Origin of the sequence: Arcobacter caeni, assembly GCF_003063245.1 — a bacterium.
Classification (GTDB): Bacteria; Campylobacterota; Campylobacteria; order Campylobacterales; family Arcobacteraceae; genus Aliarcobacter; species Aliarcobacter caeni.
In genome coordinates this window covers 1-26073 of record NZ_MUXE01000022.1, presented here as the reverse complement: position 1 = coordinate 26073, position 26073 = coordinate 1, and the positions used below count along the sequence as shown (strand labels likewise).

General features: G+C 25.6%; 32 protein-coding genes and 1 pseudogene. 23 read left to right on the top strand and 10 right to left on the bottom strand.

What is annotated here, in order from left to right:
* The first annotated feature begins 304 nt into the window (after positions 1-304).
* Complete coding sequence (locus B0174_RS11280; protein WP_108560990.1) at positions 305-1231, top strand: WYL domain-containing protein; 927 nt, start codon at positions 305-307, stop codon at positions 1229-1231.
* Between the two features lie 168 nt (positions 1232-1399).
* Here the strand turns inward: B0174_RS11280 and B0174_RS11275 are convergent, their stop codons facing one another.
* Positions 1400-2188: an ABC transporter ATP-binding protein gene (locus B0174_RS11275; protein ID WP_108560987.1), complete on the bottom strand. Its 789-nt coding sequence runs from the start codon at positions 2186-2188 to the stop codon at positions 1400-1402.
* Between the two features lie 91 nt (positions 2189-2279).
* On the opposite strand from B0174_RS11275, the gene B0174_RS11270 reads away from it, so the two are divergent.
* The 4 genes from B0174_RS11270 (at position 2280) to B0174_RS11255 (ending at position 4220) form a co-directional block, all read left to right on the top strand.
* The gene (locus B0174_RS11270) at positions 2280-2723 is read left to right on the top strand and encodes a GyrI-like domain-containing protein (protein ID WP_108560984.1); all 444 of its coding nucleotides are present in this window, start codon (positions 2280-2282) and stop codon (positions 2721-2723) included.
* A 4-nt stretch (positions 2724-2727) separates the two neighbouring features.
* Entirely contained in the window at positions 2728-3174 is a 447-nt protein-coding gene (locus tag B0174_RS11265; RefSeq protein WP_108560981.1) for a GyrI-like domain-containing protein, read from the top strand.
* 79 nt (positions 3175-3253) lie between these two features.
* Complete coding sequence (locus B0174_RS11260; protein ID WP_108560978.1) at positions 3254-3598, top strand: zinc ribbon domain-containing protein YjdM; 345 nt, start codon at positions 3254-3256, stop codon at positions 3596-3598.
* Positions 3582-4220 carry a hypothetical protein gene (locus tag B0174_RS11255; protein WP_228156460.1) on the top strand — a complete coding sequence of 213 codons (639 nt, stop codon included), beginning with the start codon at positions 3582-3584 and terminating at the stop codon, positions 4218-4220. Before B0174_RS11260 ends, B0174_RS11255 begins: the two co-directional genes overlap by 17 nt.
* On the opposite strand, the gene B0174_RS11250 is transcribed toward B0174_RS11255, so the two are convergent.
* Positions 4217-5572 (bottom strand): SLC13 family permease, encoded by a 1356-nt coding sequence (locus B0174_RS11250; RefSeq protein WP_108560975.1) that lies wholly within the window; start codon positions 5570-5572, stop codon positions 4217-4219. The genes B0174_RS11255 and B0174_RS11250 overlap by 4 nt on opposite strands.
* Before the next feature lie 159 nt (positions 5573-5731).
* Here B0174_RS11250 and B0174_RS11245 point away from each other — a divergent pair, with 159 nt between their 5' ends.
* The 5 genes and pseudogenes from B0174_RS11245 to B0174_RS11230 all read left to right on the top strand — a co-directional run bounded on the left by B0174_RS11245 (position 5732) and on the right by B0174_RS11230 (position 8883).
* On the top strand, positions 5732-6613 hold the full coding sequence (locus B0174_RS11245; RefSeq protein ID WP_108560972.1) for a DMT family transporter: 882 nt from the start codon (positions 5732-5734) through the stop codon (positions 6611-6613).
* A gap of 9 nt (positions 6614-6622) precedes the next feature.
* The gene (locus tag B0174_RS11240) at positions 6623-7435 is read left to right on the top strand and encodes an aldo/keto reductase family protein (protein ID WP_108560968.1); all 813 of its coding nucleotides are present in this window, start codon (positions 6623-6625) and stop codon (positions 7433-7435) included.
* A gap of 11 nt (positions 7436-7446) precedes the next feature.
* A pseudogene (locus B0174_RS12325) lies at positions 7447-7950 on the top strand (hypothetical protein); the annotation flags it as partial.
* Positions 7930-8292 (top strand): helix-turn-helix domain-containing protein, encoded by a 363-nt coding sequence (locus B0174_RS12320; protein ID WP_205663527.1) that lies wholly within the window; start codon positions 7930-7932, stop codon positions 8290-8292. The pseudogene B0174_RS12325 and the gene B0174_RS12320, both read left to right, overlap by 21 nt.
* A 66-nt stretch (positions 8293-8358) precedes the next feature.
* Complete coding sequence (locus B0174_RS11230) at positions 8359-8883, top strand: YbhB/YbcL family Raf kinase inhibitor-like protein (RefSeq protein ID WP_108560965.1); 525 nt, start codon at positions 8359-8361, stop codon at positions 8881-8883.
* A gap of 2 nt (positions 8884-8885) precedes the next feature.
* Here the strand turns inward: B0174_RS11230 and B0174_RS11225 are convergent, their stop codons facing one another.
* Positions 8886-9755, bottom strand: a complete 870-nt coding sequence (locus B0174_RS11225; protein ID WP_108560962.1) for a LysR substrate-binding domain-containing protein — start codon at positions 9753-9755, stop codon at positions 8886-8888.
* A 100-nt stretch (positions 9756-9855) separates the two neighbouring features.
* Here B0174_RS11225 and B0174_RS11220 point away from each other — a divergent pair, with 100 nt between their 5' ends.
* Both B0174_RS11220 and B0174_RS11215 read left to right on the top strand, forming a co-directional pair.
* Positions 9856-10878 (top strand): YeiH family protein, encoded by a 1023-nt coding sequence (locus tag B0174_RS11220; RefSeq protein ID WP_108560959.1) that lies wholly within the window; start codon positions 9856-9858, stop codon positions 10876-10878.
* A gap of 197 nt (positions 10879-11075) precedes the next feature.
* Complete coding sequence (locus B0174_RS11215) at positions 11076-11798, top strand: TOBE domain-containing protein (protein WP_165790424.1); 723 nt, start codon at positions 11076-11078, stop codon at positions 11796-11798.
* 52 nt (positions 11799-11850) lie between these two features.
* On the opposite strand, the gene B0174_RS11210 is transcribed toward B0174_RS11215, so the two are convergent.
* Positions 11851-12585 carry a thioredoxin fold domain-containing protein gene (locus B0174_RS11210; RefSeq protein WP_108560953.1) on the bottom strand — a complete coding sequence of 245 codons (735 nt, stop codon included), beginning with the start codon at positions 12583-12585 and terminating at the stop codon, positions 11851-11853.
* Positions 12586-12782: 197 nt separating this feature from the next.
* Here B0174_RS11210 and B0174_RS11205 point away from each other — a divergent pair, with 197 nt between their 5' ends.
* Entirely contained in the window at positions 12783-14069 is a 1287-nt protein-coding gene (locus B0174_RS11205; protein WP_108560951.1) for a methyl-accepting chemotaxis protein, read from the top strand.
* Between the two features lie 3 nt (positions 14070-14072).
* On the opposite strand, the gene B0174_RS11200 is transcribed toward B0174_RS11205, so the two are convergent.
* Positions 14073-14972 (bottom strand): AEC family transporter, encoded by a 900-nt coding sequence (locus B0174_RS11200; protein WP_108560948.1) that lies wholly within the window; start codon positions 14970-14972, stop codon positions 14073-14075.
* A 3-nt stretch (positions 14973-14975) separates the two neighbouring features.
* On the bottom strand, positions 14976-15347 hold the full coding sequence (locus B0174_RS11195) for a winged helix-turn-helix transcriptional regulator (protein ID WP_108560946.1): 372 nt from the start codon (positions 15345-15347) through the stop codon (positions 14976-14978).
* 132 nt (positions 15348-15479) lie between these two features.
* Here B0174_RS11195 and B0174_RS11190 point away from each other — a divergent pair, with 132 nt between their 5' ends.
* The 9 genes from B0174_RS11190 (at position 15480) to B0174_RS11155 (ending at position 22015) form a co-directional block, all read left to right on the top strand.
* On the top strand, positions 15480-16064 hold the full coding sequence (locus B0174_RS11190; protein WP_108560943.1) for an NAD(P)H-dependent oxidoreductase: 585 nt from the start codon (positions 15480-15482) through the stop codon (positions 16062-16064).
* A gap of 15 nt (positions 16065-16079) precedes the next feature.
* Complete coding sequence (locus tag B0174_RS11185) at positions 16080-16829, top strand: nitroreductase family protein (protein WP_108560940.1); 750 nt, start codon at positions 16080-16082, stop codon at positions 16827-16829.
* Positions 16830-16860: 31 nt separating this feature from the next.
* On the top strand, positions 16861-17892 hold the full coding sequence (locus B0174_RS11180) for an NADH:flavin oxidoreductase/NADH oxidase (protein WP_108560993.1): 1032 nt from the start codon (positions 16861-16863) through the stop codon (positions 17890-17892).
* A gap of 28 nt (positions 17893-17920) precedes the next feature.
* On the top strand, positions 17921-18829 hold the full coding sequence (locus B0174_RS11175) for a DMT family transporter (RefSeq protein WP_108560937.1): 909 nt from the start codon (positions 17921-17923) through the stop codon (positions 18827-18829).
* Positions 18830-18843: 14 nt separating this feature from the next.
* Positions 18844-19473, top strand: a complete 630-nt coding sequence (locus B0174_RS11170; protein WP_108560934.1) for an NAD(P)H-dependent oxidoreductase — start codon at positions 18844-18846, stop codon at positions 19471-19473.
* A gap of 8 nt (positions 19474-19481) precedes the next feature.
* Entirely contained in the window at positions 19482-20594 is a 1113-nt protein-coding gene (locus B0174_RS11165; RefSeq protein ID WP_108560931.1) for a hybrid sensor histidine kinase/response regulator, read from the top strand.
* Positions 20595-20662: 68 nt separating this feature from the next.
* The gene (locus B0174_RS11160; RefSeq protein ID WP_108560928.1) at positions 20663-21355 is read left to right on the top strand and encodes a winged helix-turn-helix domain-containing protein; all 693 of its coding nucleotides are present in this window, start codon (positions 20663-20665) and stop codon (positions 21353-21355) included.
* 28 nt (positions 21356-21383) lie between these two features.
* Entirely contained in the window at positions 21384-21557 is a 174-nt protein-coding gene (locus tag B0174_RS12220) for a hypothetical protein (protein ID WP_165790423.1), read from the top strand.
* Positions 21558-21679: 122 nt separating this feature from the next.
* Complete coding sequence (locus B0174_RS11155; protein ID WP_108560924.1) at positions 21680-22015, top strand: hypothetical protein; 336 nt, start codon at positions 21680-21682, stop codon at positions 22013-22015.
* Here the strand turns inward: B0174_RS11155 and B0174_RS11150 are convergent.
* The 4 genes from B0174_RS11150 to B0174_RS11135 form a co-directional block, all read right to left on the bottom strand.
* The gene (locus B0174_RS11150) at positions 22012-22731 is read right to left on the bottom strand and encodes a response regulator transcription factor (RefSeq protein ID WP_108560921.1); all 720 of its coding nucleotides are present in this window, start codon (positions 22729-22731) and stop codon (positions 22012-22014) included. The genes B0174_RS11155 and B0174_RS11150 overlap by 4 nt on opposite strands.
* A gap of 96 nt (positions 22732-22827) precedes the next feature.
* Positions 22828-24117 carry an ABC1 kinase family protein gene (locus tag B0174_RS11145; RefSeq protein WP_407641252.1) on the bottom strand — a complete coding sequence of 430 codons (1290 nt, stop codon included), beginning with the start codon at positions 24115-24117 and terminating at the stop codon, positions 22828-22830.
* A gap of 263 nt (positions 24118-24380) precedes the next feature.
* Positions 24381-24644: a hypothetical protein gene (locus B0174_RS11140; protein ID WP_108560915.1), complete on the bottom strand. Its 264-nt coding sequence runs from the start codon at positions 24642-24644 to the stop codon at positions 24381-24383.
* Positions 24645-24728: 84 nt separating this feature from the next.
* Positions 24729-25250, bottom strand: a complete 522-nt coding sequence (locus B0174_RS11135; protein ID WP_108560912.1) for a lipocalin family protein — start codon at positions 25248-25250, stop codon at positions 24729-24731.
* Between the two features lie 202 nt (positions 25251-25452).
* On the opposite strand from B0174_RS11135, the gene B0174_RS11130 reads away from it, so the two are divergent.
* Positions 25453-25839: a hypothetical protein gene (locus B0174_RS11130; RefSeq protein WP_108560909.1), complete on the top strand. Its 387-nt coding sequence runs from the start codon at positions 25453-25455 to the stop codon at positions 25837-25839.
* Positions 25840-26073 lie beyond the last annotated feature (234 nt).

Below are 26073 nucleotides of genomic sequence, written 5' to 3'. Positions count from 1 at the left end.
ATAATCAACTGTACTGTTGAATCCTTAAACTCTTGACTATATTTACTTTGTCTCATTTGCAACCTTTATTCATTTATTTTATCTCAGAATCTTTTAATTCTGAGTATGAATTTATGTTACCTCTCCAGTAATAATATGGGAACATCATTTTCTCCAACAATTAAACAGTTAATATCTGATATTTTAAACCATAAAGATTTTTCGGAACTTTTAAGAAAATAATAAAATAAAGCTAAATCTACATTTTGGGTTTAGCTTTTAGACGATATAATAAAACTTCATTTATTATAATTAAGGCAAAACATTGAATATAAAAAAATCAACTTTACAATTACAACTGTTAAAAAAACTTTTAGAAGGAGACAAAATCAACTTAAAAGATTTTTCTTTATCAAATGATATAAGTCTTAGAACATCTCAACGATATATTGAAGATTTATTGGAAATTTTTGAAGAAAATATCATAAAAGAGGGTGATTTTTATAGTTTTATCTCAAATCATTTCTTAGAAAAAAATATGTTATCTTTTGATAAAAAAGAGTTAGAAATTTTTGTTGATTTGTTCTCGTTGATAGATTTTGAATTTGTAAATAAATTTGATGAAAAAACTACTACTTTTTTAAAAAAAATTCAAAAAAACTATTCACATTCTTATATGATAAAACAAAATGCTTTTGAAAATATATTTCCTAAAAAAGATTTGGTTAGTGATATAAAAATAGCTATTAAAAATAAAAGATATGCAAATATAAAATATTTTAGTGATAAAGAGTTTGTTTTTGAAGAAGCAAAAATTTTAAAAATAGTTTTTACAGATGGTAACTTTTATCTTGCGACTTTAACAAATGATGAAATAAATAATGGGTTTAAATTTTTAAGATTAAATTTTGTAACAGATATTGAACTTTTAAAAAACTCTTTTCATAGAGATATAGAAGCTGAATTCTTTTTGAAGAATTTTCAAACAATATTTAGTAACTATAAAAAAGAACCTTATGAAGTTGTTCTTGAAGTTGATAAAAGTATAAAAAGATTTTTTAAACAAAAAAAGTTTTTATCTTCTCAAACTATTTTAAAAGAAGAGGACGAAAATTTATTTGTATCATATAAAATTACAAATGATATGGAAATTTTTCCACTAGTAAGAAAATGGCTTCCATTAGTAAAAATAATATCACCAAATTCAACAAAAGAAAAGTTCAAAAAAGAGTTAGAGATTTATTTATCATAGAAATAAGAATAAAAAAGATGCTCAAAGTTTATACAAGTCTTGCTGGGGTCGCCATTTAATTTTTATTTTGTAACTTTTGAGTTAAGAAAGCCAAAGCAATTACAACTATTGCAACAATAACAAAGCCTATAAGTTCATTTTCAAAATCTGACATAATTAGATCCTAAATTATAAAATCTCTTCTACATAATATCTATTATTTTTTACATTGATATGTACATTTGTATCAAAAATCTCAGATAAATTTTCACTTGTTAAAATATCTTCTTTTTTCCCAGTTTTATAAATCGTATTATTATAAATCAAAGCTACATTTTTTATTTCTTCAAAAATCTCTTCTAGATGATGAGTTACTAAAATAATTGAGCAATTTTTTGATAATTTTTGAATCATTTTAATAAAATTTATTTGAGCTTTTATATCAAGCCCAACTGTTGGTTCATCTAAAATAAATGCTTTTGGGTCATGGATTAATGCTCTTGCAACTATACATTTTCGCAATTCTCCTGTTGACATAGCTTCAACATATTTATCTGCTAAATGTTCAATTTCTAAGAATCTCATAGTCTCTTTTGCTTTTTCATGTTGTTCAACACTAAAATCTTGATGTTTGAAAACTCCAATAGAGCTATAATGTCCACTTAAAACCACCTCGTATCCACTTAAAAATGAACCGTGTGTTGCAAAATAGTTGTGTAAATCATTTGTGATGATTCCCAATTGTTTTTTTAGTTCAAAAATAGAGTAGTTTGATTTTCCTAAAATCTCTTTTTTGTATTCGTTTGTTCTTCTTGGATGAATTTCTGATTGGATTAATTTCATCAAAGTTGATTTTCCACTTCCATTTGCACCAAGAATTGCCCAGTGTTCATTTTCTTTTATTTTTAGAGTAATATTTTTTAAAATAATTTTTTCGTCATATCCCACATTTATATTTTTAAAGTCAATAATATTCATAAATTTTCCTAATATACTTATTTTCATGATACTACTAGCAAATATTTAATATAATCTTAAAATTGATAAAATCTACCAAAAAAGAGTAAAAATGAAAGTTACAAGAATAAAAAAACTAATGATTTCAGGGATTAGTGTTGTTACAAATAATGAATTTGAAATGAGTGAGGAAAATGGCAAAATAGCTGCTCTTTGGGAAGAATATTTTGCAAATGATGTTTATAAAAAAACTTTTGACAAAGCAAATAGCGATTTTATGTATGGAGTTTATAATGATTATGAATCAGATGCAAGAGGAAACTATAAAATAACTGTTGGTGTTGAAGTTACAAAACCAAAAAATGCTATTGTAATCGAAGATAAAAAATATTTAGTTTTCACAAAACAAGGTGAACTTCCAATGGTTGTAGTTGAATTATGGGAAGAAATTTGGGATTATTTTGAAAAAAATAGCGAATATGAAAGAGCTTTTGAAATTGATTTCGAGAAATATGCAAAAGAGAACGAAATAGAGATTTTTGTTTCAATAAAGTGAAAAGATGAAAGTAAAATATTTAGAGAAATTTTATGTTGCGGGAATCACAACAAGAACAAATAACAAAATAGAATTAGATGAAATAACGGCACAAATACCGCAACTTTGGCAAAGATATGTAGATGAGAATATTGAAAGTAAAACATTCAACAAGTCAAGAAATTTGGCTATGTATGGAGTTTACAACAAATATGAAAAAGATGTAAATTCTGATTATGATTATACAATTGGTGTTGAAGTTACAAAATTTAAAAATGCAATTACTATAGAAAAAGATAGATATTTGGTATTTTCTAAAAAAGGTGAATTTCCAAAAGTTGTAATAGAAACTTGGCATGAAGTTTGGAGTTATTTTGCTTCAAAAGAGTGTGAATATGAAAGAGTATACAATTTTGATTTTGAAAAGTATCTAAAAGATGATGAAATAGAAATATATATTTCGATAAAGTAAAATATGTGCAAAACACCCCTAAATTACAAGAAAGTATACTTATTGTATAATGCAAAAATCTAAAGTTAAAAGGAAAATAATGAGTCAATTACCTAATTGTCCAAAATGTGGAAGTGAATATACTTACGAAGATGGAAATTTATACATCTGTCCTGAGTGTGCTAATGAATGGTCACAGGATGCAAGTTCTGAAAGTAGTGATACTTTAGTTGTAAAAGATGCAAATGGTACTATTTTACAAGATGGTGATGATGTAACTGTTATCAAAGACTTAAAAGTTAAAGGAAGTTCATCAGGTATAAAAGTTGGTACTAAAATCAAAGGTATTAGACTTGTTGATGGAAATGATGGTCATAACATCGACTGTAAAGTTACAGGTGTTGGAGCTATTAAATTAAAACAAGAGTTTGTTAAAAAATCTTAAAATGAACCTAAAAAAACTAAAAGATATAGAAGAAGAGTTTTTGACTTTTTATCCAACAGGTTTTGAAGATGCAAAATTTTTTCCAACTATGAAAAAGTTTAATCCTTCAAAACTTGAAGAGTTTACAAAAGAAAATCTAAAAAAAGAGAATTTCTCAAATCCAAACTTGGTTGTTGATGCTTTTTTCAAAATTATTCAAAAATCTGTTTTAATTTCTTTATTTGATAAGTTAAAATTTCGTGATATGTTAGAAAGTTTGACTTCATATGAAAAAGATATGTTGAGTATCGAATTATACGAACTTCTTCATGGAAATATAAAAAATGGTTTTGATGGTTTAGTAGATTTTTTAAAGCAATATAATCTAGCAAAATGGACGATAATTTCTGTTATTTTATATTATAACGATAGACAAAAAGAGTATTTTGTAAAACCCACAACTACAAAAAATGTAATCAAATATTTTGAAATAAAAGATTTAGTTTATAAACCAACTCCTAGTTTTGAGTTTTATAATGCTTATAAAAAAATGTTAAATGAAATGAAAAAAAATGTTCATAAATCACTTAGCCCTGACAATGCTGCATTTACTGGATTTCTAAGAATTGGAATGGAAGATTAAATAATATCTTTCACAAGTTGCATCCAATAATATTGCAATGGAAATAAGAAAAATATAGTAATAATCGCAAGTATCAACAAAAATTTAACAGCTTGTTTTTGATTGATATTTGCCAATGCTAAACCAATTATTATAGGTGGTGATTGAAATGGCAAAAATACAGTTGAAAATGCCGATACTTCCATCATAATTACTTCATGTAAACTAAAATTATTAATAAGCCCAATATGTTCAGCCATTGGCGTAAAAATCGCTGGGATTGATGGTTGAGTGATAAATATACCTGTTATTGACATAAATAAACTAATAATTACTTGATTTAATACTTCATAACTTGTGGGTTTAAAAAGGTCAATAGTTGTGGTTAAAATATCTTTTATATAATCATTTGTTGCAACAATATTTCCAAGACTAATGATGGCTGCCACTAAAAGTAAAGAAGAGAAATTTATACTATTCATATCTTTGTTTTTTATAATATTTATAGCTGGATTTGCTAAAAATAAAACACCTACAATTGCTATAACACTTGAAGAAATTCCATGTATAAAATCTGTTGTCCAAAAAAGTAGCATCATTAGAGTTGTGAATATTACGATTTTTTCATCTTTTGAAAAAGGATTTTTTTGAGCTTTTACAATAGAATGTTTGGGTGTGTAATTGTACATAAAATAAAGCATCGCAACAATAATAATATTTTTAAGAAAACCTAAAATAAAAAAGTTCGCAAGTAAATAGTGCGAATATAAAAGCTCAAAGCCGTAAATTTCGTGGGTTAATCCACTTAAAATCATATTTGGTACATTAGCAGGAAGAATCGTAAATGCTGGAATTACAGTTGAGAAAATAAAAGCTAACATAATTCCAGTATAACCTTTGTCTTTATGTGTAAATCCAAAATTCTTTGCAACAATAACGGCGATTGGAATTAAAAGTACGGTTCTTCCAAGACTTGAGGGCATTATAAAGCTAAATAATAATGAAAAAATATTTATAGAAATCAGGATAGTTAGATAACTTGGATTTTTTATATTTGTAAAAAATGTTGAAAATCTTTCACTCAAATTTACATTATTTATAGCACTTGCTATCAACATTCCTGCAAAAACAAGCCAAAAAGCAGAAGATGAAAATCCTGAAAATATTATTTCTTTACTACTTAATGAAAATATCAGACTTGTAAATAAAAAAATAAGTGAAGTTTGATAATTTGGTATTAATGAAGTTGCCCAAAAAATTATGGTTGTGATAAGTAAAGTTATTAAAACTATATTTTTAAAATCTTGTATAAAATGTGATAAAACAAAATAAATAACTAAAGGAATAAGAAAAAATAAGATATTTTTAATCAAAAGAACCTTTCTTTTTAAGAGGAATTTGTATATATTTTATGCAAATTCTATTAAGAAAAAGATAAATTTGAATTCAAATTCTCTTAAGTAAATGAAAACATAATTTTATTTCACTAAGATTACAACTATTATTTATCAAATATTTATCAAAGGATTTTTTTGTCACAAACATTTAAAGCTCATCTTTTAGTATTTCTTGCTACTTTTTTGGTAGCTGGTTCTTTTATTGCATCGGCTAAACTTTCAGGAGTCATAGATTCTATTTCACTTACATTATTTAGATTTGTTTTAGCTTCATTATTTTTATCACCAATTATATTTTTAAATAAAAAATTTAGGATAAAAGTACTTTCTACTCTACCACGAGCTATGATTATTAGTCTATTTTACTCTTTTTATTTTATTCTGTTTTTCAAAGCATTGGAAAGCACAACAGCCTTAAATGCCGGAACTTTATATACTTTAGTTCCTCTACTTACTGCTATTTTTTGTATTTTTATATTCAAAGATAAAATTAGTTTTTTTCAAATGATTTTGTATTTTATTGGAATAGTTGGAACTTGTATAGTTGTTTTTAAAGGAAATTTGGAGTTGTTTTTTAGTTTTTCTTTAAATCATGGAGATTTTATTTTCTTAATTGCTACGGTTTTTATGGCTTTGTATTCTATTTCATTAAAATTTCTTCATAAAAAAGATGATGAACTTTTGGTTTTAGTTTTTACAACTTTAATTGGTGGTTGCCTTTGGATGTTTTTAGCTTTGGAAATTTTGGATATACCAATGCAGTGGGAAAAGATACAAGGAGATTTGATTTTTTACATGGCTTATTTGGTTATTGGAACAACAGTAATAACTGTGTATTTATACCAAAAAGCTTCAATAATAATAGGTCCTAAAAAACTTATGGCTTATGTGTATTTAAATCCAGCAATGGTTGCTGTGTTGATGTATATATTTGAGGGAAAACTTATAACATCTTGGATTTTTGTAGGAATTTTAATATCTGCATTTGCTACAATAGTTTTATTAAAACAAAAATAAGAGATTAATATGAAAATACCAAATATGATTTATGGAACTGCGTGGAAAAAAGAAGAGACTTCAAATTTAGTTTTTGAAGCACTAAAACAAGGATTTAAAGGCGTTGATACAGCGTGTCAACCAAAACATTATAGAGAAGATTTAGTTGGACTGGGACTTCTAAAAGCTTATGAAAGTGGAATAAAAAGAGAAGATATTTTTCTTCAAACAAAATTTACTCCAATAGATGGGCAAGATCAATCAAATATGCCTTATTTGGTAAGTGATGAAATTGAAGTTCAAGTTGAAAAATCTTTTCAAACTTCTAAAAAAAATCTAAAAACAGATTTTATAGATGTTTATATTTTACATTCACCAGTATTTCCAGTAACTAAACTTCAAAGAGTTTGGCAAAAAATGGAAGAATTTTATGACAAAAAAGAAGTAGGGGCTTTGGGAATTAGCAACTGTTATGATTTGGATGTTTTAAAATATTTATACAACAATGCAAAAATAAAACCAAGTATAGTTCAAAATAGATTTTACTCTCAAAGTAGTTATGACAAAGAAATAAGAGGTTTTTGTAAGCAAAATAATATAACTTATGAGAGTTTTTGGTCATTAAGCGCAAATCCACATATTTTAGAAAGTGAAGTTTTAAAAGATTTAGCAAATAAATATGATAGAGAAGTTACTCAAATATTTTATAGATTTTTAAATCATATAGAAATAGTGCCATTAAATGGAACTACTTCAATAAAACATATGATAGAAGATTTAAAAATAGGTGAGTTTGAACTTTTGGATATAGAAATAGAAGAAATTACTCAATTATTACATTAGGAAAATTTGATATGAAAGTTATTTTACCCGATTTTTTAGAAGAAAATTATAGATTAAATAAATTAGAAAATTTATCAATATGTCAATATATTCAATATGAAGAACAATATAAAAATGAAGTTTTTATTTCTACAAATATTTTAATTTTTGTAATAAAAGGTTCTAAAATACTGCATTTTAAAGATGAAAAAATTGTTGCTAATTCGGAAGATATTCTTTTTTTAAAAAGTGGAAATTATGTGATGAGTGAAATGGTGGATGATTATTATGAAGCAATTTTATTTATGTATGATGACACAATTCTTTTGGATTTTATAAAAAAATATAATTTGTCTTTTGATGGAAAAAGTTTATTTGAGAGTAATATTTTTTAAATCAAAAAGACATTAATCTTTGAATCTCTTCAATCCTCAATTTTGTCTTATCTGAAAAATAGCACTTTTAATCAAGAATCCATAATAAAATTAAAATTGGAAGAAGCTTTTTTAAATATATTGCAATCTCAATCAAAAGAGAATTTTGAAGCCTTTTTATCTTCTATTTTTTCAAATAGTTTTTTTAAAACAAAAATAGAAAAAGAGTTTGATATCCATAAAAACATATTACTTTTTGCAAAGGAGTTTAATATTACCAATTTGGCTTTTCGAAATAAATTTAAAGAGACTTTTGGAACAACTCCTAAAAAATGGCAAAATATAAAAAAACTTGAAAAAGCGAAATTATTGCTTGAAACTACAGACTATAATGTTACTCAGGTATGTCAACAAAGTGGATTTGATAATATTTCTTGGTTTATTCAAGCTTTTAAAAAAGAGTATGAAATTACTCCAAAACAGATAAAAAACAACAAAAATTGAATTTTCCCCAATAGATTAAATTATTTAAAAGATATATACTATAAAAATTGAAAATAAGGAGTAAAAATGAAAAAAATATTATTAAGTTTAAGTTTATGTGCAACTTTTTTATTAGCAGATAACTTTACATTAAGTAGTACAGATTTAGAAGGACAACTTACAAACAAACAAGTTTTTAGTGGTTTTGGTTGTAGTGGTGAAAATATTTCACCAGAACTTTCATGGAAAGATGCTCCAAATGGAACAAAATCATTTGCAATAACTGTTTATGATCCTGATGCTCCAACGGGTTCAGGATGGTGGCATTGGTTGGCTTTTGATATTTCAAAAGATAAATTTACACTTCCAAGTGGTTTTGGAAATATTGAATCAAAAGATATTATTCAAAGTATGACAGATTTTGGAAAAACTGGATTTGGTGGAGCTTGTCCACCAAAAGGTGATAACGCTCATAGATATATTTTTACAGTTCATGCACTTGATGTGGAAACTTTAGCTTTGAATAAAAATGCAAATCCTGCACTTGTCGGATATTATATAAATATTCACTCTTTGGCAAAAGCTTCAATAATCTCATATTACGCGAGATAAAATTAAACAAATCTGCTTTTTAGAAACTCTATAAAGGTTTCAAAAAGTAGGTTTTTTGATTTTTCTTTATGATAAATCAAATAAAATTCTCTTTTTAGTTCTATGTTTTTTAATTTTATTTGAAAGAGCTTTTTTTCTTCTAACTCTTTTTTAACTATTACTTTTGAAAGAGTTGTTACCGTATTTGGGTTATTTAAAACTATTGTTTTTATCTCTTCAAAATCTTGTAGTTCCATAAAAATATCTAACTCTTTGGCGACATCTCCGATATAATTTATAAATATTTCTCGTGTTCCTGAACCAATTTCTCTTAAAATCCATCTTTTATTAATTGTATCAATAAATGCTTCTTTTTTATAACTTTTATCACTTGTTACAACTATTAATTCATCATCAGATAGTTTCTCTTTTATTAAACTTGAATTTTGTGTATCAACTTCTATAAGCCCAATATCAAGTTGGGATTTTAAGATTTTTTCTATGATTTTACTTGAATTTATAGTTAAAATATCTAGTTTTACATCTTTGTATTTTGTTAGAAAATCATAATAAATATTTGGCATTATGTAGTTTGAAATAGTTTTACTTGCGGCTATTTTGATATTTCCAGCTAGTTTATTTTCTTGAAAAATATTTTGAGCATCTTTTAGAGCTAAATAGTGAGAAAGTGTTTTTTCTTTGAAATATTTTCCTTTTTCATTTAGGATTAATTTTTTACCAATTCTATCAAAAAGCTGTTCATTTAAAGAGTTTTCAAGTGATTTAATTGCTAGTGAAATAGCCGATTGACTTATATTTAGTTCAAGTGCAACTTGAGTAACTTGTGGATTTTCACATAGTTTATAAAAAAAATTTAGTTCTTTTAGAGTCATTTAAAAATCCTTATTAAAAATATTAATCATTATATTAAATATAATATATTTTACAAATTAAAATATTGCAGATATACTTCAAAAATTAAAGGAATAGATTATGAAAAATTATAATATTAATATTAAAAATACTTTTTATGGAGTTTTATTTGTAGGAGTTTTTGCTTTAATTGCTACACTTATAGCAGAAGTTGATTTTTTTAGGAATTTAGCAATTAGCCCACTTATTATTGGGATAGTTTTAGGAATCTTTTATGCTAATACTTTAAAACATAAACATCCAGCTACTTGGCAAAAAGGAATTAATTTTTCTACAAAATACGTTTTAAGATTTGGAATTATTTTATATGGATTTAGATTAACTTTTCAAAACCTTCAAGAAGTAGGGTTTAATGGAATTTTTATAGCTTTTTGTGTGGTTTTTTTTACTTTTATTTTTGGATATATAATTGGAACAAAGGTTTTAAAATTAGATCGTGAAATCACTATTTTATGTAGTGCTGGAAGTTCAATTTGTGGAGCTGCTGCTGTGTTAGCTACTCAAAGTGTTTTGAAAAATGAAGCTTATAAAAGTGCAATTGCTGTATCTTTTGTGGTGATTTTTGGAACTATTGCTATGTTTTTATATCCATTTTTATATAAATTAGGACTTTTTGATTTAAATGCATCTCAAATGGGAGTTTATATTGGTGCAACTTTGCATGAAGTGGCTCATGTTGTTGGAGCTTCTGTCTCTTTGGGTGAAGATGTATCAAAAGATGCAATTATTGTAAAAATGATAAGAGTTATATTTTTAGTACCTTTTTTGATTTTGTTATCTATTTGGTTGATTAAAACAGGATTTCATAATAAAAGTGAAAAAACAAAAGTTGTAATTCCTTGGTTTGCTGTGATATTTATAGTAGTTGTTGGTTTTAATTCTTTTGGATTTTTAGGACAAAGTACAATAACAGCTATAAATTTTGTAGATACTTTTGCTTTAACAATTGCAATGAGTGCTTTGGGAATGGAAACAAGTTTTGATAAGTTTAAAAATGTTGGAATGAAACCATTTTATTTATCTTTGATTTTATTTATTTGGTTGATGGTTATTGGATATTTTTTGTCTAAATATTTTTTCTAAATCTTAGAAAAAATATTTCTAGAATAAAAAAAAGACCTGAAAATCGCTTTTCTTAATTAAAATTTTTATTTTAATTCGTTATAGTTTCATATATATAATGATATGTTTATCTGTTATTAAAATTTAAAAATCTATAAGGATAATTCTGGATGGAGTTTTTGTCATATTTAAACTTATTAAATAAGGATATGGTTTTTTTGTTAGAAAAAAGAGTGGAACTTTTACTAGCTATTGAAAAGTTAGGTTCTATATCATTAGCTTCAAAAAGTATTAATATAAGCTATGATATTGCATTTGACACCTTAATGACGATAAATAATCTTTGCCCTTCTACTGTGGTGGAAATAAGTGAAGATGTACAAAAAGCAAGTTTAAGTGGTTATGGTAAAAATCTTTTATTATCATATATATTCGTACAAAAAGAGTATCAAAGATTTTTAGAATCTTCACAAGAGATAAATAAAATTGATATAGGCTTTTTTAAATCAATACAAAGAATAGCAATGCAAATAAGCGCAAGAAATCAAATACAAGGTGATATTGAACATATTGAAAAAAGAAAAATAAATTCTTCTATTTTTATAAATCTAAAAAGTGGATATTCTATATCAAGTAATATAACAAATAGTTCTTTGCATTCTTTAAAACTAAAAAATGACGATAGTGTAGTAATTCTTTTTAAATCAAGTTCAGTTATTTTAGCAAAAGAGAGCTCTTCTAATATTTCTATTAAAAATAAACTTCAAGGTAAGATTATTAAAATAATTACAGAAGAAGTTGATTCAGAAATTTTATTAGACATTGGAGAAGATACAATAGTAGCTGCCATAACAACAGAAGAAGTTAAATCTATGAAATTAAAAATAGGTGATATTTTAAATGCGTTTATTAAACCCAGCGATATTATGATTGGGAAATAAGTTTTGTTTAAAAGAATATTTTACCAAATGGTAAAATTATTCTTCTAGTTTATTATTTTACTTCAATACCGAATTTTTCAAGTAAATTTACCCAAATAGTATTTTTTCCATCTTTATCAAAAAGAGTTGGTGTACCTTGAACATTTAACTTCATTCCAATTTGGATTTGTTCATCTAGTTGTTTTTCTAATTTTTCAAGTTCAGCTGGTGAATATTTCATATTCTTAGCTTTTTCTATAATTGATGTTGAATCAAACATAGCAGTAATTTTTTTATCTGTTGTTTTTTGATTCATTATGTATAAAGATAAATCTTTTGCATTGGTGTGAGAATCAAGTGGATAATAAAATATTCTAATTTTCACTTTATCTTGAATTTTTGGAAGATAAGATTCTAACATTTTACAATATTTACATTCAGGGTCTGTAAATAAGAAATATTCTTCACTTCCTGTTCCATAAACAAAAGCTTCTTTTCCTCTAATAGTAGCAACATCAGCTGGTGCAGATACTTTCATTCCACTTGAAGTATCAATTACATCACCTGCAAGAACAAGTTTTTTGTCTTTTGTTAAATAAATTTCATCAGGATTTCCTTGAACACTAATATTTAAAATATATAAACTTCCAGCATCATAAGCTTTTGTAATAGTTATTTGAGCCTTTTTGAATAACTCTAATTGCTCCATTTGAGCTATTTCAACTTTTGAAACTTCTTTGTAGTTAGCACTTAAACTACCAGCTAGAAGTAAAGAACTAACTATCACTTTTCTTGTAAAATCAAACATTACAAATCCTAATATAAATTTTTTGCGTATTGTATCTATTTTAAATGGATTATGAGTCTATTTTATAGCTTATAATTAAAATAATGTCTATAAAGCCTATGATTTAATAAAAATTATTAAAAATAATAATTACAAAAGGTTTATTATTTAATAAATTTCATGTATCATGTTAATAAATATTAAAACAAGGTGAAATAATGGAAAATTTAAATAAATATCTAATTACAAAATATGTAATAACAATCCTTTTTATCGGGCTTTTTTATTATTTATCCAAGACAAACAGTGAATATATTTTATTGACTTTTTTACTTTTTTTTGTTGTAAGTACTATTTTCTTTTTTTATGGATTAAATTCTTTTAAAATAAAAAATAATTCACTTATAATTGAAAAAATAGATAAAAATGATGATTTTGAAGATGAGTTTTTTGCTGAGATTAACAATTTTAGTTCAGAGCTTTCAAAAAATATTTTTAAAGGAAAAATAGAAGTAAAAAGTAAAAATCAAGATTTTCAAGATATTGCAAATAATTTAAATCAAACGATTGATAATTTATCTAGCAGTTTTGAACAAATGTTATACTTTTTTGAAAGGTATCAAAAAAATGATTTTACAGTTGAAATAAAAAGTAATCAAACTCAAGAGTTAAAAACTTTAATTGATGCTATAAATAAACTAAATGTAAAAATATCAAAAATGCTTTTAAGTAGTTTAAAAAGTGGCTCAATGTTTAAAGAAAATGCTGAGGCATTAAGGGATAATATGGAGCAATTAAGTACGAATATAACTACACAAGCTACAATTCTTGAAGAAACATCAGCTTCTGTTGAAGAAATTACAAGCAGTGTTAGAAATAATAGTTTAGATGTTGATAAAATGTTGAAATATTCAAATGAACTTACAGTTTCTGTAAAAAATGGTTATGAAAGTGCAAAAAATAGCGCAGAACTTATGGATAAAATCAATAATAGAACAAAATCTATTGAAAATGCTATTAGTATTATTGACCAAATTGCATTTCAAACAAATATTTTATCATTAAATGCAGCCGTAGAAGCAGCAACAGCTGGTGAAGCTGGTCGCGGATTTGCAGTTGTTGCAGCAGAAGTACGAAGTCTTGCAAGTAGAAGTGCAGAAGCTGCTAAAGAGATAAAATTATTAGTTGGTGGTGCAACTCAAGAAGCTAATAATGGAAAAATCGCATCAACAGAAATGATAAAAGAGTATGATGTATTAAATGAAAATATACAAAAAACAAAACAAATTATTGAAAATATTTCTTCTTCTTTAAAAGAACAAGAAAGAGGAATAGAACATGTAAATGTTGCGATTGCTGATTTAGATAGAGCAACGCAACAAAATGCTTTAAAAGCTCAAGAAACAAGAGAAATTGCAAATCATAATGATCAAATGGCAACTACCATGATACTTGAAACAAATAAAACCAACTTTTTAGGAAGAGATGATTTTAATAGGAAATAAAACCTAGCTAATCAACTTAAATAAAATTGCTGTTGTTATAAAAGAGATTAAAATTCCATATCCAACAATTGCAGAACTAAGTCTTGGTGCTAGTCCTGCCATTGATGCTATTGCTCCTGCTGTTATCATTGGAGCCATTGCTGCTTCCATAATTGAAACTATTGAAGCTTGATTATCCCATGAAAATATTTTACAAATTATTATTGCAATAATTGGAGCGATAATTAGTTTTATTAGCAATGCAATAGAAAAAGGTTTTAAGTCTTCACGAGGCAGTTTAAATTGCAATTGTAAACCAACTGCAACAAGCGCCATTGGAACTATTGTGCTTGAAAATGATGCTAAAACTTTTGAAAGAATTGGATTAAATTCAACACCCATTAAAAATAAAGCAGCAACTAAAGAGATAAAAGGTGGAAAAGTAAGAACTTTTAGTGTAATTATTTTAAAAGTGATTTTGCTTTTACTTGAATAATATGAAGCTATAAAAGTTCCATAAATTGCTAAAGCTATAAAAGTTCCTAATTGATCATAAACCAAAACATAAGGTATTGAACTCTCTCCCATATAAGCATTTACTATTGGAATTCCCATAAATGAAGTGTTTCCCAAAATTGCCACAAGCATTAATGAACCTGTGATTTCTTTTGAAAAAGAGAAGATTTTGGCTACTAATAAAACCAAAATAGCACTAAAAAACATAACCATCCATGAAACAATAATAGGAATTAAAGTATCCATAGAAAAAGTTAATTTTGGTATTTGTAATAAAATCATTGCAGGAAGTGAGATATAAATTACAAATTGGTTTAAAATAGAAGGAGCATCTTTTGAAAAGATATTTAATCTATTTATAAAATAACCAATGGCAATAGCTAATATAATTAATACAAAATTTTCCATAAATTAGTCACAAAAGTTGTTTGTACAAGGATTATCAGATGTAACTTTTCCAAATTCTTTAACATAATTTATTCCCCATTTGTGCATCTCTTCTAAAACTGGTTTTAAATTTTCTCCAGCTTTTGTTAAACTATATACAACTTTTGGAGGAACTTCCGCATAAACTTCTCTATTTATTATGTTTTTTTCTTCTAATTCTTTTAATTTTACAGTTAAAGTTTTTTGTGTTATTTCACTAATAATCTCATGTAATTCTTTAAATCTTTTTTCTCCATCAAGTAAATGCCAAATAATCGCTAATTTCCATCTATCATTAAAAATATCAAGAGTAACAGAAACTGAACACTTATATTCTTTATCATTTATATAATACATAATATTTTCCTTTTTAATTCAAAAATGATTATAACATAAAGTAAATTAATTTCCATTACTTACCTAAAGTAAAGTAAGAGTAATTTAAGTTTGTTGAGTATATAATTTTCAAAAGATTCTAAGGAGTATAAAATGAATAAAAAAGTATTAATATTAAATGGTCACCAATATTACGATGTGGTTGCAAAGGGTGAATTAACTCAAGCATACATAAATAAAGCAAACGATTTTTTTCTTAAAAATGGTTTTGAAGTAAAACATACAACTATTGAAAAAGGTTATGATAAAGAAGAAGAGTGTGAGAAATTTGAATGGGCAGATTATGTTTTATTTCAATATCCTGTTTATTGGATGGGTCTTCCTTGGATTGCAAAAAAATATATAGATGAAACATTTACTCAAGGAAGACATTATTCAAGTGATGGAAGAAGCCGAAGTGATGCTTCAAAACTTTATGGAAGTGGTGGATTATTAACTGGTAAAAAATATATGTTATCTTTAACTTATAATTGTCCTGCATCTGCATTTAACAATAAAAATAGTTTATTTGAGGGCTTATCTTTGGATGAAGCACATGTTGCTGTTCATAAAACTTTCCAATTTTGTGGATTAAAACCCCTTGAAACTTATGCTGTTCATGATATTTTTAAAGGTGATTTAGATTTAAATGCTGAATTGGAAAAATTTGAAAAAGTCTTAACTAAAAATTTCTTATAAAAAAAAGGTCTAGTTATGAATGATGTAATAAAACAATTAAGTAATAGAAAATCAATTAGACAATTTACAGGTGAAAATGTAAGTAATGAAGATTTAGAACTTATTATTAAAACGGCACAAAGATGTCCCACTTCTATAAATGGGCAACAAATTTCTTTGGTTTATACAAGAGATAAAGATAAAATAAAACAAATTGCAGAGCTTTGTGGTGGACAACAACAAGTTGCAACAGCTGATGTTTTCATAACTATTTGTGTCGATTTTAATAGAACTATTTTTGCAGTTGAACAAGCTGGTGAAAAACATCAAATAGATAAATCAGCAGAGGGAATACTAGTAGGTGCTGTTGATGCTGGAATTATGCTAAATGCTATTCAAATAGCAGCTGAATCACTTGGATTTGGAACAACTGCTATTGGAGCTGTTAGAAATGAACCGGCTGCTATGATTGAGTTATTAGGACTTCCTGCTAAAACATTTCCAATTGTAGGAACTACTATTGGAGTTCCTACAAAAGAAGCAAAAGAAGCTGCTTTAAAACCTAGAATTCCAATAGATAGTTTTGTCTTTGAAGATAAATATGATGATAAAAAAGTAAAAGATGGTGTTTTATTATATGAAAAACAGATGAAAAAGTTCAGAGTTGATCATAATATGAACTATTTACAATCATATTGTGAACAAACTGCAAACTATTATAAAAATATTTATTTTAGAAAAATTGAAGAAAATTATACAAAACAAGGTTTTGTATTTAAAGATTAGAAAAAAATTAAATATTAAAAAAGGAGTTTTTATGAGTTTATTATTTCAAGAAGCAAAAATAGGGAATATGACACTAAAAAATAGAATTGTTATGCCTCCTATGTGTATGTATTCAAGTGATAATAGTGGTGAACTAAAAACTTTTCACAAAGGTCATTATTTAGCAAGAGCTATTGGTGGTGTTGGATTTATTATTTTTGAAGCCACTGCAATCGAGCCAAAAGGAAGAATTTCTGCAAATGATTTAGGTCTTTGGCATGATTCTTTAATCAAAGCTCATAAAAAATTAAATAAAAAAATCCACTCTTTTGGAGCAAAAACAGCTATTCAAATTGCTCATGCAGGAAGAAAATGTACAGTTGAAGATGAAACACCAATTGCTCCAAGTGCAATTGCTTTTAGTGAAAATAAACCATTTAAAATGCCAAAAGCTGTAACTCTTGAAGATATAAAAAACATAAAAGAGTTATTTGTAAAAGCAGCACTTCGAGCTAAAAAAGCAGATTTTGATGCTATTGAACTTCATGCAGCACATGGTTATTTATTATGTGAATTTTTATCACCACTTTCAAATAATAGAGATGATATTTATGGTGGAAGTTTAGAAAATAGATGTAGATTAGTTTTAGAAATAGCAAAAGAGCTAAAAGAAAAAGTTGATTTACCTTTACTTGTACGAATTAGTGCCGATGAGTGGATGAACGAGGGTTGGAATATTAGTGATTCAATTTATTTATCAAAAGAGCTTGAAAAACTAGGCGTTGATGCAATTCATGTATCAAGTGGTGGGAATCAAGAAAAAACAGATAAAACACCAAAAATTGAGCCTTTATATCAAAGTGATTGGGCAAAACAGATAAAAAAAGAGATTAAAATTCCTGTTATTGCAGTTGGATTAATAACAACAGCAAAAGAGGGTGAAAAACTTTTAGAAGAAAAATATTGTGATTTTGTGGCTTATGGACGAGAATTATTACGAAGCCCAAATTTTGCTTTTTATGCAGCTAGTGAATTTAAAGAAAAAGATAAGATTATTTTATCATATCAAAGAGCATTTATATAAATAAAAAAGTGGACAAAAGTAGATAAAAATGGATAATAAAAACAATACCAAATATTTTATTGGTATGATAATTGCAATGTTAATATGGGGAGTTGCTTGGACTGCTGGAAAAGCAGCAACAGGACATTCAAGTCCTGAAATTGCTGCTTTTTGGAGATATGCAATCTCTTTTTTGAGTATTTTGCCTGTTGTTTGGTATATGAAAACCAAACTAAAAACAGATAAAATCGGTTTTTTATATATGTTAGCTGCTGGAATTTTGAGTGCTATTTTTAATTATCTTTTTTTTGCTGGACTTTCACATGGACAAGCTGGATATGGAGGAACTATGGTTACTTCAATAGCTCCAATTATTACATATTTATTATCTATTATGATTTTTGGAACGATTGTTACAAAAAGACAGATTTTTGCACTTGGTATTGGAATTTTAGGCTCATTGATTCTTCTTCGTGTTCCTTTTGATGGTTTCGCATTTTTGAATAAAAATAGTGCGTATTTTTTAGCTTGTGCAGTTGTTTGGGCAATGATTACAATATTTTCTCAAAAGGCTTCAAAAAGAGCTGATCCTATGTTTTATACTTTAGTAGTTTTTGGAATAACAACATTTATAAATATGCTTTTTGCACTACCAAGTCATCCTTTTGATTTTACTTCATTAGATTTAATATTTTGGTTAAATATAACTTTTATTGGAGTTTTTTCAGGAGCATTTGCAATGACTCTATTTTTTATTTCAGCTAGTAAAATAGGAGCTCATCAAACAGGAGTTTTTATGTTTATTGTTCCAATTGGTGCTATTGTTTCAAGCTATTTCGCATATAATGAGAAAATAGTTTTATCTACGGTTTTGGGTTGTATGTTATCTTTTGTTGCTGTTTTATTATTTAATATAAAAAGTAAAGCAGAAAAAAATAAGAAATTAAATATTAAATAAAAAAAGGAAAAAATATGGAAAAAACATTTATAGAAGCTTTAGCTTTTAGACACGCTTGTAAAATTTTTGATGAAACAAAAAAAATCAATGATGAGGATATGACTTATATTTTAGAAGCAGCAAGAAAAGCACCATCTTCTTTTGGTATGGAAGCTTGGAAGTTTTTGGTTATTACAAATGAAGAATTAAAAGCAAAATTAAAACCTGTTTGTTGGGATCAAGCTCAAATTACAACTTGTTCTCATTTAGTTATTGTTTTAGCAGGAATTGAAGGTGTAAAACCCGAAAGTGGAATTCCTGAAAAAAGATTTGCTAGACGAGATATGCCTCAAGAAAAACTTGATTTTTATTTAGGATTATACGCAGGACATTTAAAACAAACACTTTCTAGTGATGAAAATATTTATGCTTGGACTGCAAAACAAACTATTTTTGCATCACAAAATATGATGATGGCAGCTGCAATTAAAGGAATAGATTCTTGTCCTATTGAAGGCTTTGATAAAGAAAAAGTTGAAGAGATTTTAGGACTTGATACTACAAAATATCAATTATCTTTAATTTTACCTTTTGGATATAGAATAAATCCTCAATCAACACAATTAAGATTAGCTTTTGAAGATGTTGTTGAATATATAAAATAGGGCATAAAATGAATAAATTTAGTATATTGTTACTTGATGATGTTTCTGAGAATATTTATTCATTAAAACTACTAATTGAAGAAAATTTTGATATAAATATTTTTACAGCACTAAAAGCTCAAGAAGCGATTGAAATAGTGATGAATAATCCTATTGATTTAATTTTAACTGATGTTCAAATGCCTGATATTGATGGATTTGAATTTGCTCAATATCTAAAAGATATTGAATCTACAAAAGATATTCCTGTTATTTTTATAACAGGAATTTATGAAAAAGATGAATATAAAAATAAAGGTTATAACATAGGTGGAATTGAGTACATCACAAAACCTATTGATAATAAACTTCTGCTTTCCAAACTCAAAATCTATATAAATATTTTTAATACAATAAAAACTTCAAATGAAAAACTTCATAAAACTGAGGATTTGCTAATTCACAGTGCTAAAATGGCTAGTATGGGAGAAATGATAGGTTTGATTTCTCATCAGCTAAAACAACCTTTAAATGTTTTATCTTTGTATGTTGAAGATATAAATTTATCTTACGAATATAAAGAATTAAACGATATATATATGCAAGATTTTTATAAAAGTACTAAAGACCAAATTGAATATATGAATAAAACAATAAATGGGTTTTTAGATTTTTTTAATCCAAATAAGAAAAAAGAGAAATTCTTAATTAAAAATTCAATTCAACAAGCACAAGAAATATTAAAAAGTAAAATAGATAAATTAGAAGTGGTTTTTTATTTAAATATTGATGAAAATTTAGAACTATTTGGTACAGAAGTAGAACTTACTCAAGTATTAATAAATATAATAAATAACTCTTTAGATGCATTTAAAGAAAAAAATATTAAAAAACCTGAGATTTTTATTAAGTTATTTAAAAAAGATAATAAAAGTATTTTAGTCATTGAAGACAATGCATTAGGTGTCGAAAATAATCAATTAGAAAAGATATTAGAGCCTTATTTTACTACAAAAGATAGTGGCACTGGTGTTGGCTTACATATGGTAAAACTGATAATCAAAAACAGTTTTAATGGTGAATTAAAAGTTTTAAATACTCAAAAAGGATTAAGTTTTATAATTTTTTTAGAAAATTATTAAAATGATACTATTGTAATACCATTTAATTATAATATTTCAATATAAATAAATTTTAAGGAGATTTTATAATGAATAGTATTTTTCTTTACACTACAAATAATAAAAATGTTAATTCGGTTTTAGTTATAAGTGAAGATGTTGGGTTTTTGGATAAATTAAAAAAAGTTTCAGGTAATAAATATAATATTTCATTTTTCAATAATGAAAAGTTTGATTTATTAAATACTGAAATTAATACTTTTGATTTAATAGTTTTTGATAATTGCAAAAATTCATTAACAAAATTTGTGGATGTTTTTAAACAAACAAAATCTTATACTTTTAATATTCCAATGATTATATTAGAAAATGAAATTACACAAGAGTTTTCTTTACATAAATACTGTAATGCATACGCAATTTTTAATAAAAATGTTGATGAAAGTTTTTTATTAAATAATATAGAGATAAGTTTAAGCTTTTTATATACAAATAAAAAAGTTCAATTTGAAAATGGATTTTATTTTGATATAAGTAGAGAAATATTATTTCAAGGTAAAAAAATTATTAAACTTACGAAGACAGAGAGAAAGTTAGTAAATTTGCTGGCTCTGAACCCTAATGTTTTAGTTACTTATGAAGATATTTCTAGTATAGTATGGAGAGGAAAAGAATTTTCTATATATTCTTTAAGAAATGTTATCAAGCATATCAGAGAAAAAACAGATGAATCTTTCATAAAAAACTCATCAAATAGGGGTTATGTAATAACTACTATTTAATAATATTACTATTAAAAAAGGAATCAACATGAAAAAATATTTACCTATAGCAAGTATAGTTTTTTTATTTTCAGCATGTTTTGATTCTGACTCTTTAGAAAAAGATAAAGAAATATGTAAAAAAGATAATAAAACTTTTTATATTACTGAAACATTAAATTATAGAACTGGAAAATTTGAACCTAAAGTTATCTGTAAATAAATTATTTATTTCTTATTAAATTCTTATTTTTATATTCTTATAGTTAAAATTCAAAAAATTATCCATTTTTTTATCAAAAATTCACTATATTATCACAATTGATTATGGAGTTGTCTTTTCTTATGGAATATTTTAGAGAATTATTTTTTTGTATAGTTATATTTTTTATAGGTTATTTAATATTTAAGTATGATGTATCAAAACGATTAATAAGAACAAGAATTTTAGAAAAGGATTTTAAAGGTTGTTATATTTTCAGATATCCCAATAGAGTAGAATTTCATAATAAAGGGCAAACATATTTAATAGATTTTGAAGATTTTTTTAAACAAAACCCAAAATTAAAGGGAAAAATAAAAATTATTGATAGACCATTGTTAGATGTAACAAATCATGAAGCAATACAAAAAGAGTTAGAGTTTAGAAAAGAGTTTAGAAAAAAAAATGAAGATATTTAAATCACTCTTTTTATTTTATAACCCATTCCATATAAGTTTTCAATTTTTAAATCAGGAACTTTATGTCTAAGTCTTGAAATGATATTTTTAAGGTTCGAAACATAATCTTTTTCTAAAAAATCATCTTCCCAAAGAACAGAAATAATATCTTCAATATTATGTGTTTTATTTTCATTACTCAGTAGTATCTCAAGAAATAGAAGCTCTTTTTTTGTGAGCTTTATTTCTTTATTATTAGAAATCAATGTTTTATTATTTTCATTCCAAAAGAGATTTTTATCAAGTATTATATTAGATTTTTTTTCTAAAGTTAAAAATTCTTCATACAATTTATCTGCAACTTTATTAATAATTGTTAATAAATTTTGAAGATTTATGGGTTTTAAAATATAATTATCAATATCTAGTTGAATTGCTTTTAACATTTTATCTGGTTCATCTCTTGCCGTTATAAAAATAAATGGTATTTTAGAATTAGTTTTTCTTAACTCTTCAAGAAATTCTAAACCATCCATTTTAGGCATATTTATATCACTAATTATCAAATCTATTTTAGGCTCAGTTTTTATCTTTTCAAAAGCATCTTCTCCATTTGAAGCAAGAATGACTTTATTAAAATATCTTTCTAAAATATTTTTTAATTTATTTTGGGTGATTGAATCATCTTCTATATATAAGATTGTTAAATTTTTTTTATAATTTTCAATTGTTATCATAATGAAATCTTACCATTAATTTAGTAACAAATAAGTATAACATTATAAATAAATAACTTATTTTGCTTTTGATTGTTTTTTTTCGAGCTTTCTTGTTTATTTATATATTAGTCTAATCAAACCTAAACTAAATAAAACCAAAGCAATTTCTTTTAAATCTTTGTCATATAAAAGCATAAAAATAGAGGTAAAAATAAATCCAAGAGATAAAACAATTGGTTTAATATAATCTTTAATCTCTTTTGCAATCCATTCGAGCTGACCTTGCGATACTTCAATTTTAAGTTCGCCATTACTTGCTTGTTTTATAACAGATTTAAAATCTTTTATTGTAAATGGAATTGATTTTATTTCATCAACTATCGTTTCAAAAATACTATCACTAGCTCCTAAGGCTTTTGGAATATTTTTTTGTAAGATTGGTAAAATATCTTTTATTCCATTGAAATTTTCTATATATGTTGTACCAAGACCTTCTATAATAGCACTTACTCTTAAGATATAAATAGCATCACTTGGAAGCTTAAAAGGAAAGTTTCTAGTACCTTCTAGTACATCAAAAGCTAACTGTTGCATAGATTCACTACTTAGATTTTCATTTGAAAAAATATCAAACATCTTATCTGTAAATTCAGCCAACTCAGCTACAGGAGCTTCATGTGCTATTGTTCCAAGTCTTTTATTTGCACTTATATAAAGTTCATAATCTCTTTCATTTGCAGCTTTTATAAGCTCAATAATCGCAACTCTTATATTATTTGGGATTGATTTTACCATTCCAAAATCTAGAAGAATAAGCTCACCTTGTTTATTTACAAGTAAATTCCCCGGATGTGGATCTGCGTGAAAATATCCGTTTATTAACATTTGAGTTGTATAAAAGTCCACTAGTTTTGCTATGATTTCATTGAAATCAATATTTTCTTTTTTTAGATTTTCTTTATCATCAAATCTAAAACCTTCTTCGTAACTCATAACTAAAGCATCATCACAAGAAATACTAGCATATGCTTTTGGAAATTTTACACCACTATCTTTGTACATATTTGAAAACTTTTGCAAATTTCCTAACTCATGATTTAAACTCACTTCTTGTAAAATCATAGATGAAAACTCTGAAACTACTGCTTCAATAGAGTTTTTTGTATAGTGTGAAAACAGAGGTTTAAAAATTGTATTAAAGAAGTTTATGATTCTAATATCAGCAATAACTCTGCTTTTTATTCCTTTTCTTCTCAGCTTAACAGCAACTTTTTCGCCCGTTTTTAAATAAGCTATATGAACCTGTCCAATAGAAGCAGAGGCAAGTGGTGTATCTTCAAAAAGTAAGAAAGGATTTACAGGAAATGCTATTGAGAAAATTTCTTTATATTCTTCATCGCTCATTGAAGGAAGTTGATCGTGTAGTTCTTTTAACTCATCAAGATAATCACTTGAAAAAAAGTCTGCTCTTGTTGCTAATACTTGAGCTAGTTTTATAAAACTAGCTCCAAGATTTATAGTTGTTGCTTTTAGTTTTTTAGGACTTAATGGCTTAAAAAATAAAAAGCTAGGTTTCTTTTTTATTACTAAATAAATAGTTAATAAAAAGGAGAAAACTCCATAAATCCTAGTAAAAGAGTAAAGACTTAATGTTTTAAAAAAAGTTTTTATTTTAAATCCTCTTTAAGCTTTTCTAAATCTGTTTTTGTTGCAAGTCCTAAATCATCAATTATTTCTTTCATTGTTGATTTTAATTCTTCTTTGAACTTTGCATCACTATCTTTACCTTTTTGCTCCAATGATTCTAAAAAGCTTTTCATGTCTTTAGTATCAATTTTACCTTTTTCTTCTAGCTTCTTTAACTCTTCTTCAATTTTTTCTTTAAAAACTAAAGCTCCACCAAGTCCTGTGAAAATTAAATCTTTTAACATTTCGTATCCTTTTTATTTAGTATATCTCTTTTTTTTATTACTTTTTTATTACTTTGTATGAAATTTTTCTTTCAAAATAAATACTTATTCTTGAATTGTCCAAATTAGTTTTGAAGTATCAAATCCAAGACTAGGAAGTTTTTCTAAAATACTATTTTTTACTTTTTGCGAAATAACTTTTTCTCTTGCTAAAATCCATAAATATTCCCTTGATGGAGTTCCAACAACTGCATATTCATAGTTCTCACCTAACATCAAAACCCAATAATCACCATAAAATGGTCTAAAAAAACTAACTTTTAGTTTACTATTTGATTCATCAAGAGTATAAGCTCTCCCCATAACTTCTTTTTTCTCATTTGTAGTGATTTTTGTACATTTATTTATTACTTTTATTGTCTCTTCATCCATAATAGAATAATTTGCACTCACATTTTTACAATCTTTCTCAAAAAAGTGCTCATATCTTGCAATTTCATACCAAGTTCCTAAGTATTTGTTTAAATCTACTTTTGAAACAGTTTGTAATGGTGGATTTTTTGTGGAACACGCGGTAAAAAGTAAAATAAGAGATAAAAATAAAACTGATTTAAATAGATTTTTCATAAGCTCACCTTTTTGTTTTTTTAATCATAATAAAATAAAAAGAACTTTTGTATATATTTTTTGTAAGTTCGAGCTAAATTCTTTACTATTATTATAATTTTGTTATTTAATTAGTTTTCTAAGTAATTTGTATAGCTAAAAAGATTATAATACAGATATTCAAAAAGAATAATTATGAAATATAATAAAAAAAGGATTTAATATGACTATAAAAATATTTTTAATAAGCATATGTAGCATTTTCTCTTTGTATGCTAGTGATAGTTTTAACAGTGAAGCAAGCCACTTTGCAGGTGGAGCGGTAATGGCAGGTGGAATAACTGCTGTTGTTGATAGTTATTATCCAGAGTACAAAGCTGACCGAGGAATGATAGGATTTGGAGTGAGTAGTATCGCTATTATTATTGAACAAAGTATAGAATATTCTATAAATGGTGGTGCTCGTTCGCAAATGCTTGATGCGGCATCTCATATTGTTGGTTCAGCTCTTGGAGCTTTTATTACAGATAAGTATATTTTATTACCTGTTGTTAAAGATTTAGGAAGTGATGGGAAATATGTAGGATTGAATGTTCAGCATAATTTTTAGAAAAAAGCAAAGTTGCTTTTTTCTTTAATGCTCAATTTGAGAGTGTAAAAATAACTGTGTAAACCTAAAAAAATAGATTTATTTGATATATAATCAAGTAAATAATTGTAAAGGATTTACATGAGTTTAATAAACCACGAAGAGCTAATAAGACAATTAAAATCTGGAGAATTAACTTCTCTAGATGAGATAACAAATGAGTTTAAAAATATACTCAAAGAAGTTATACAAACT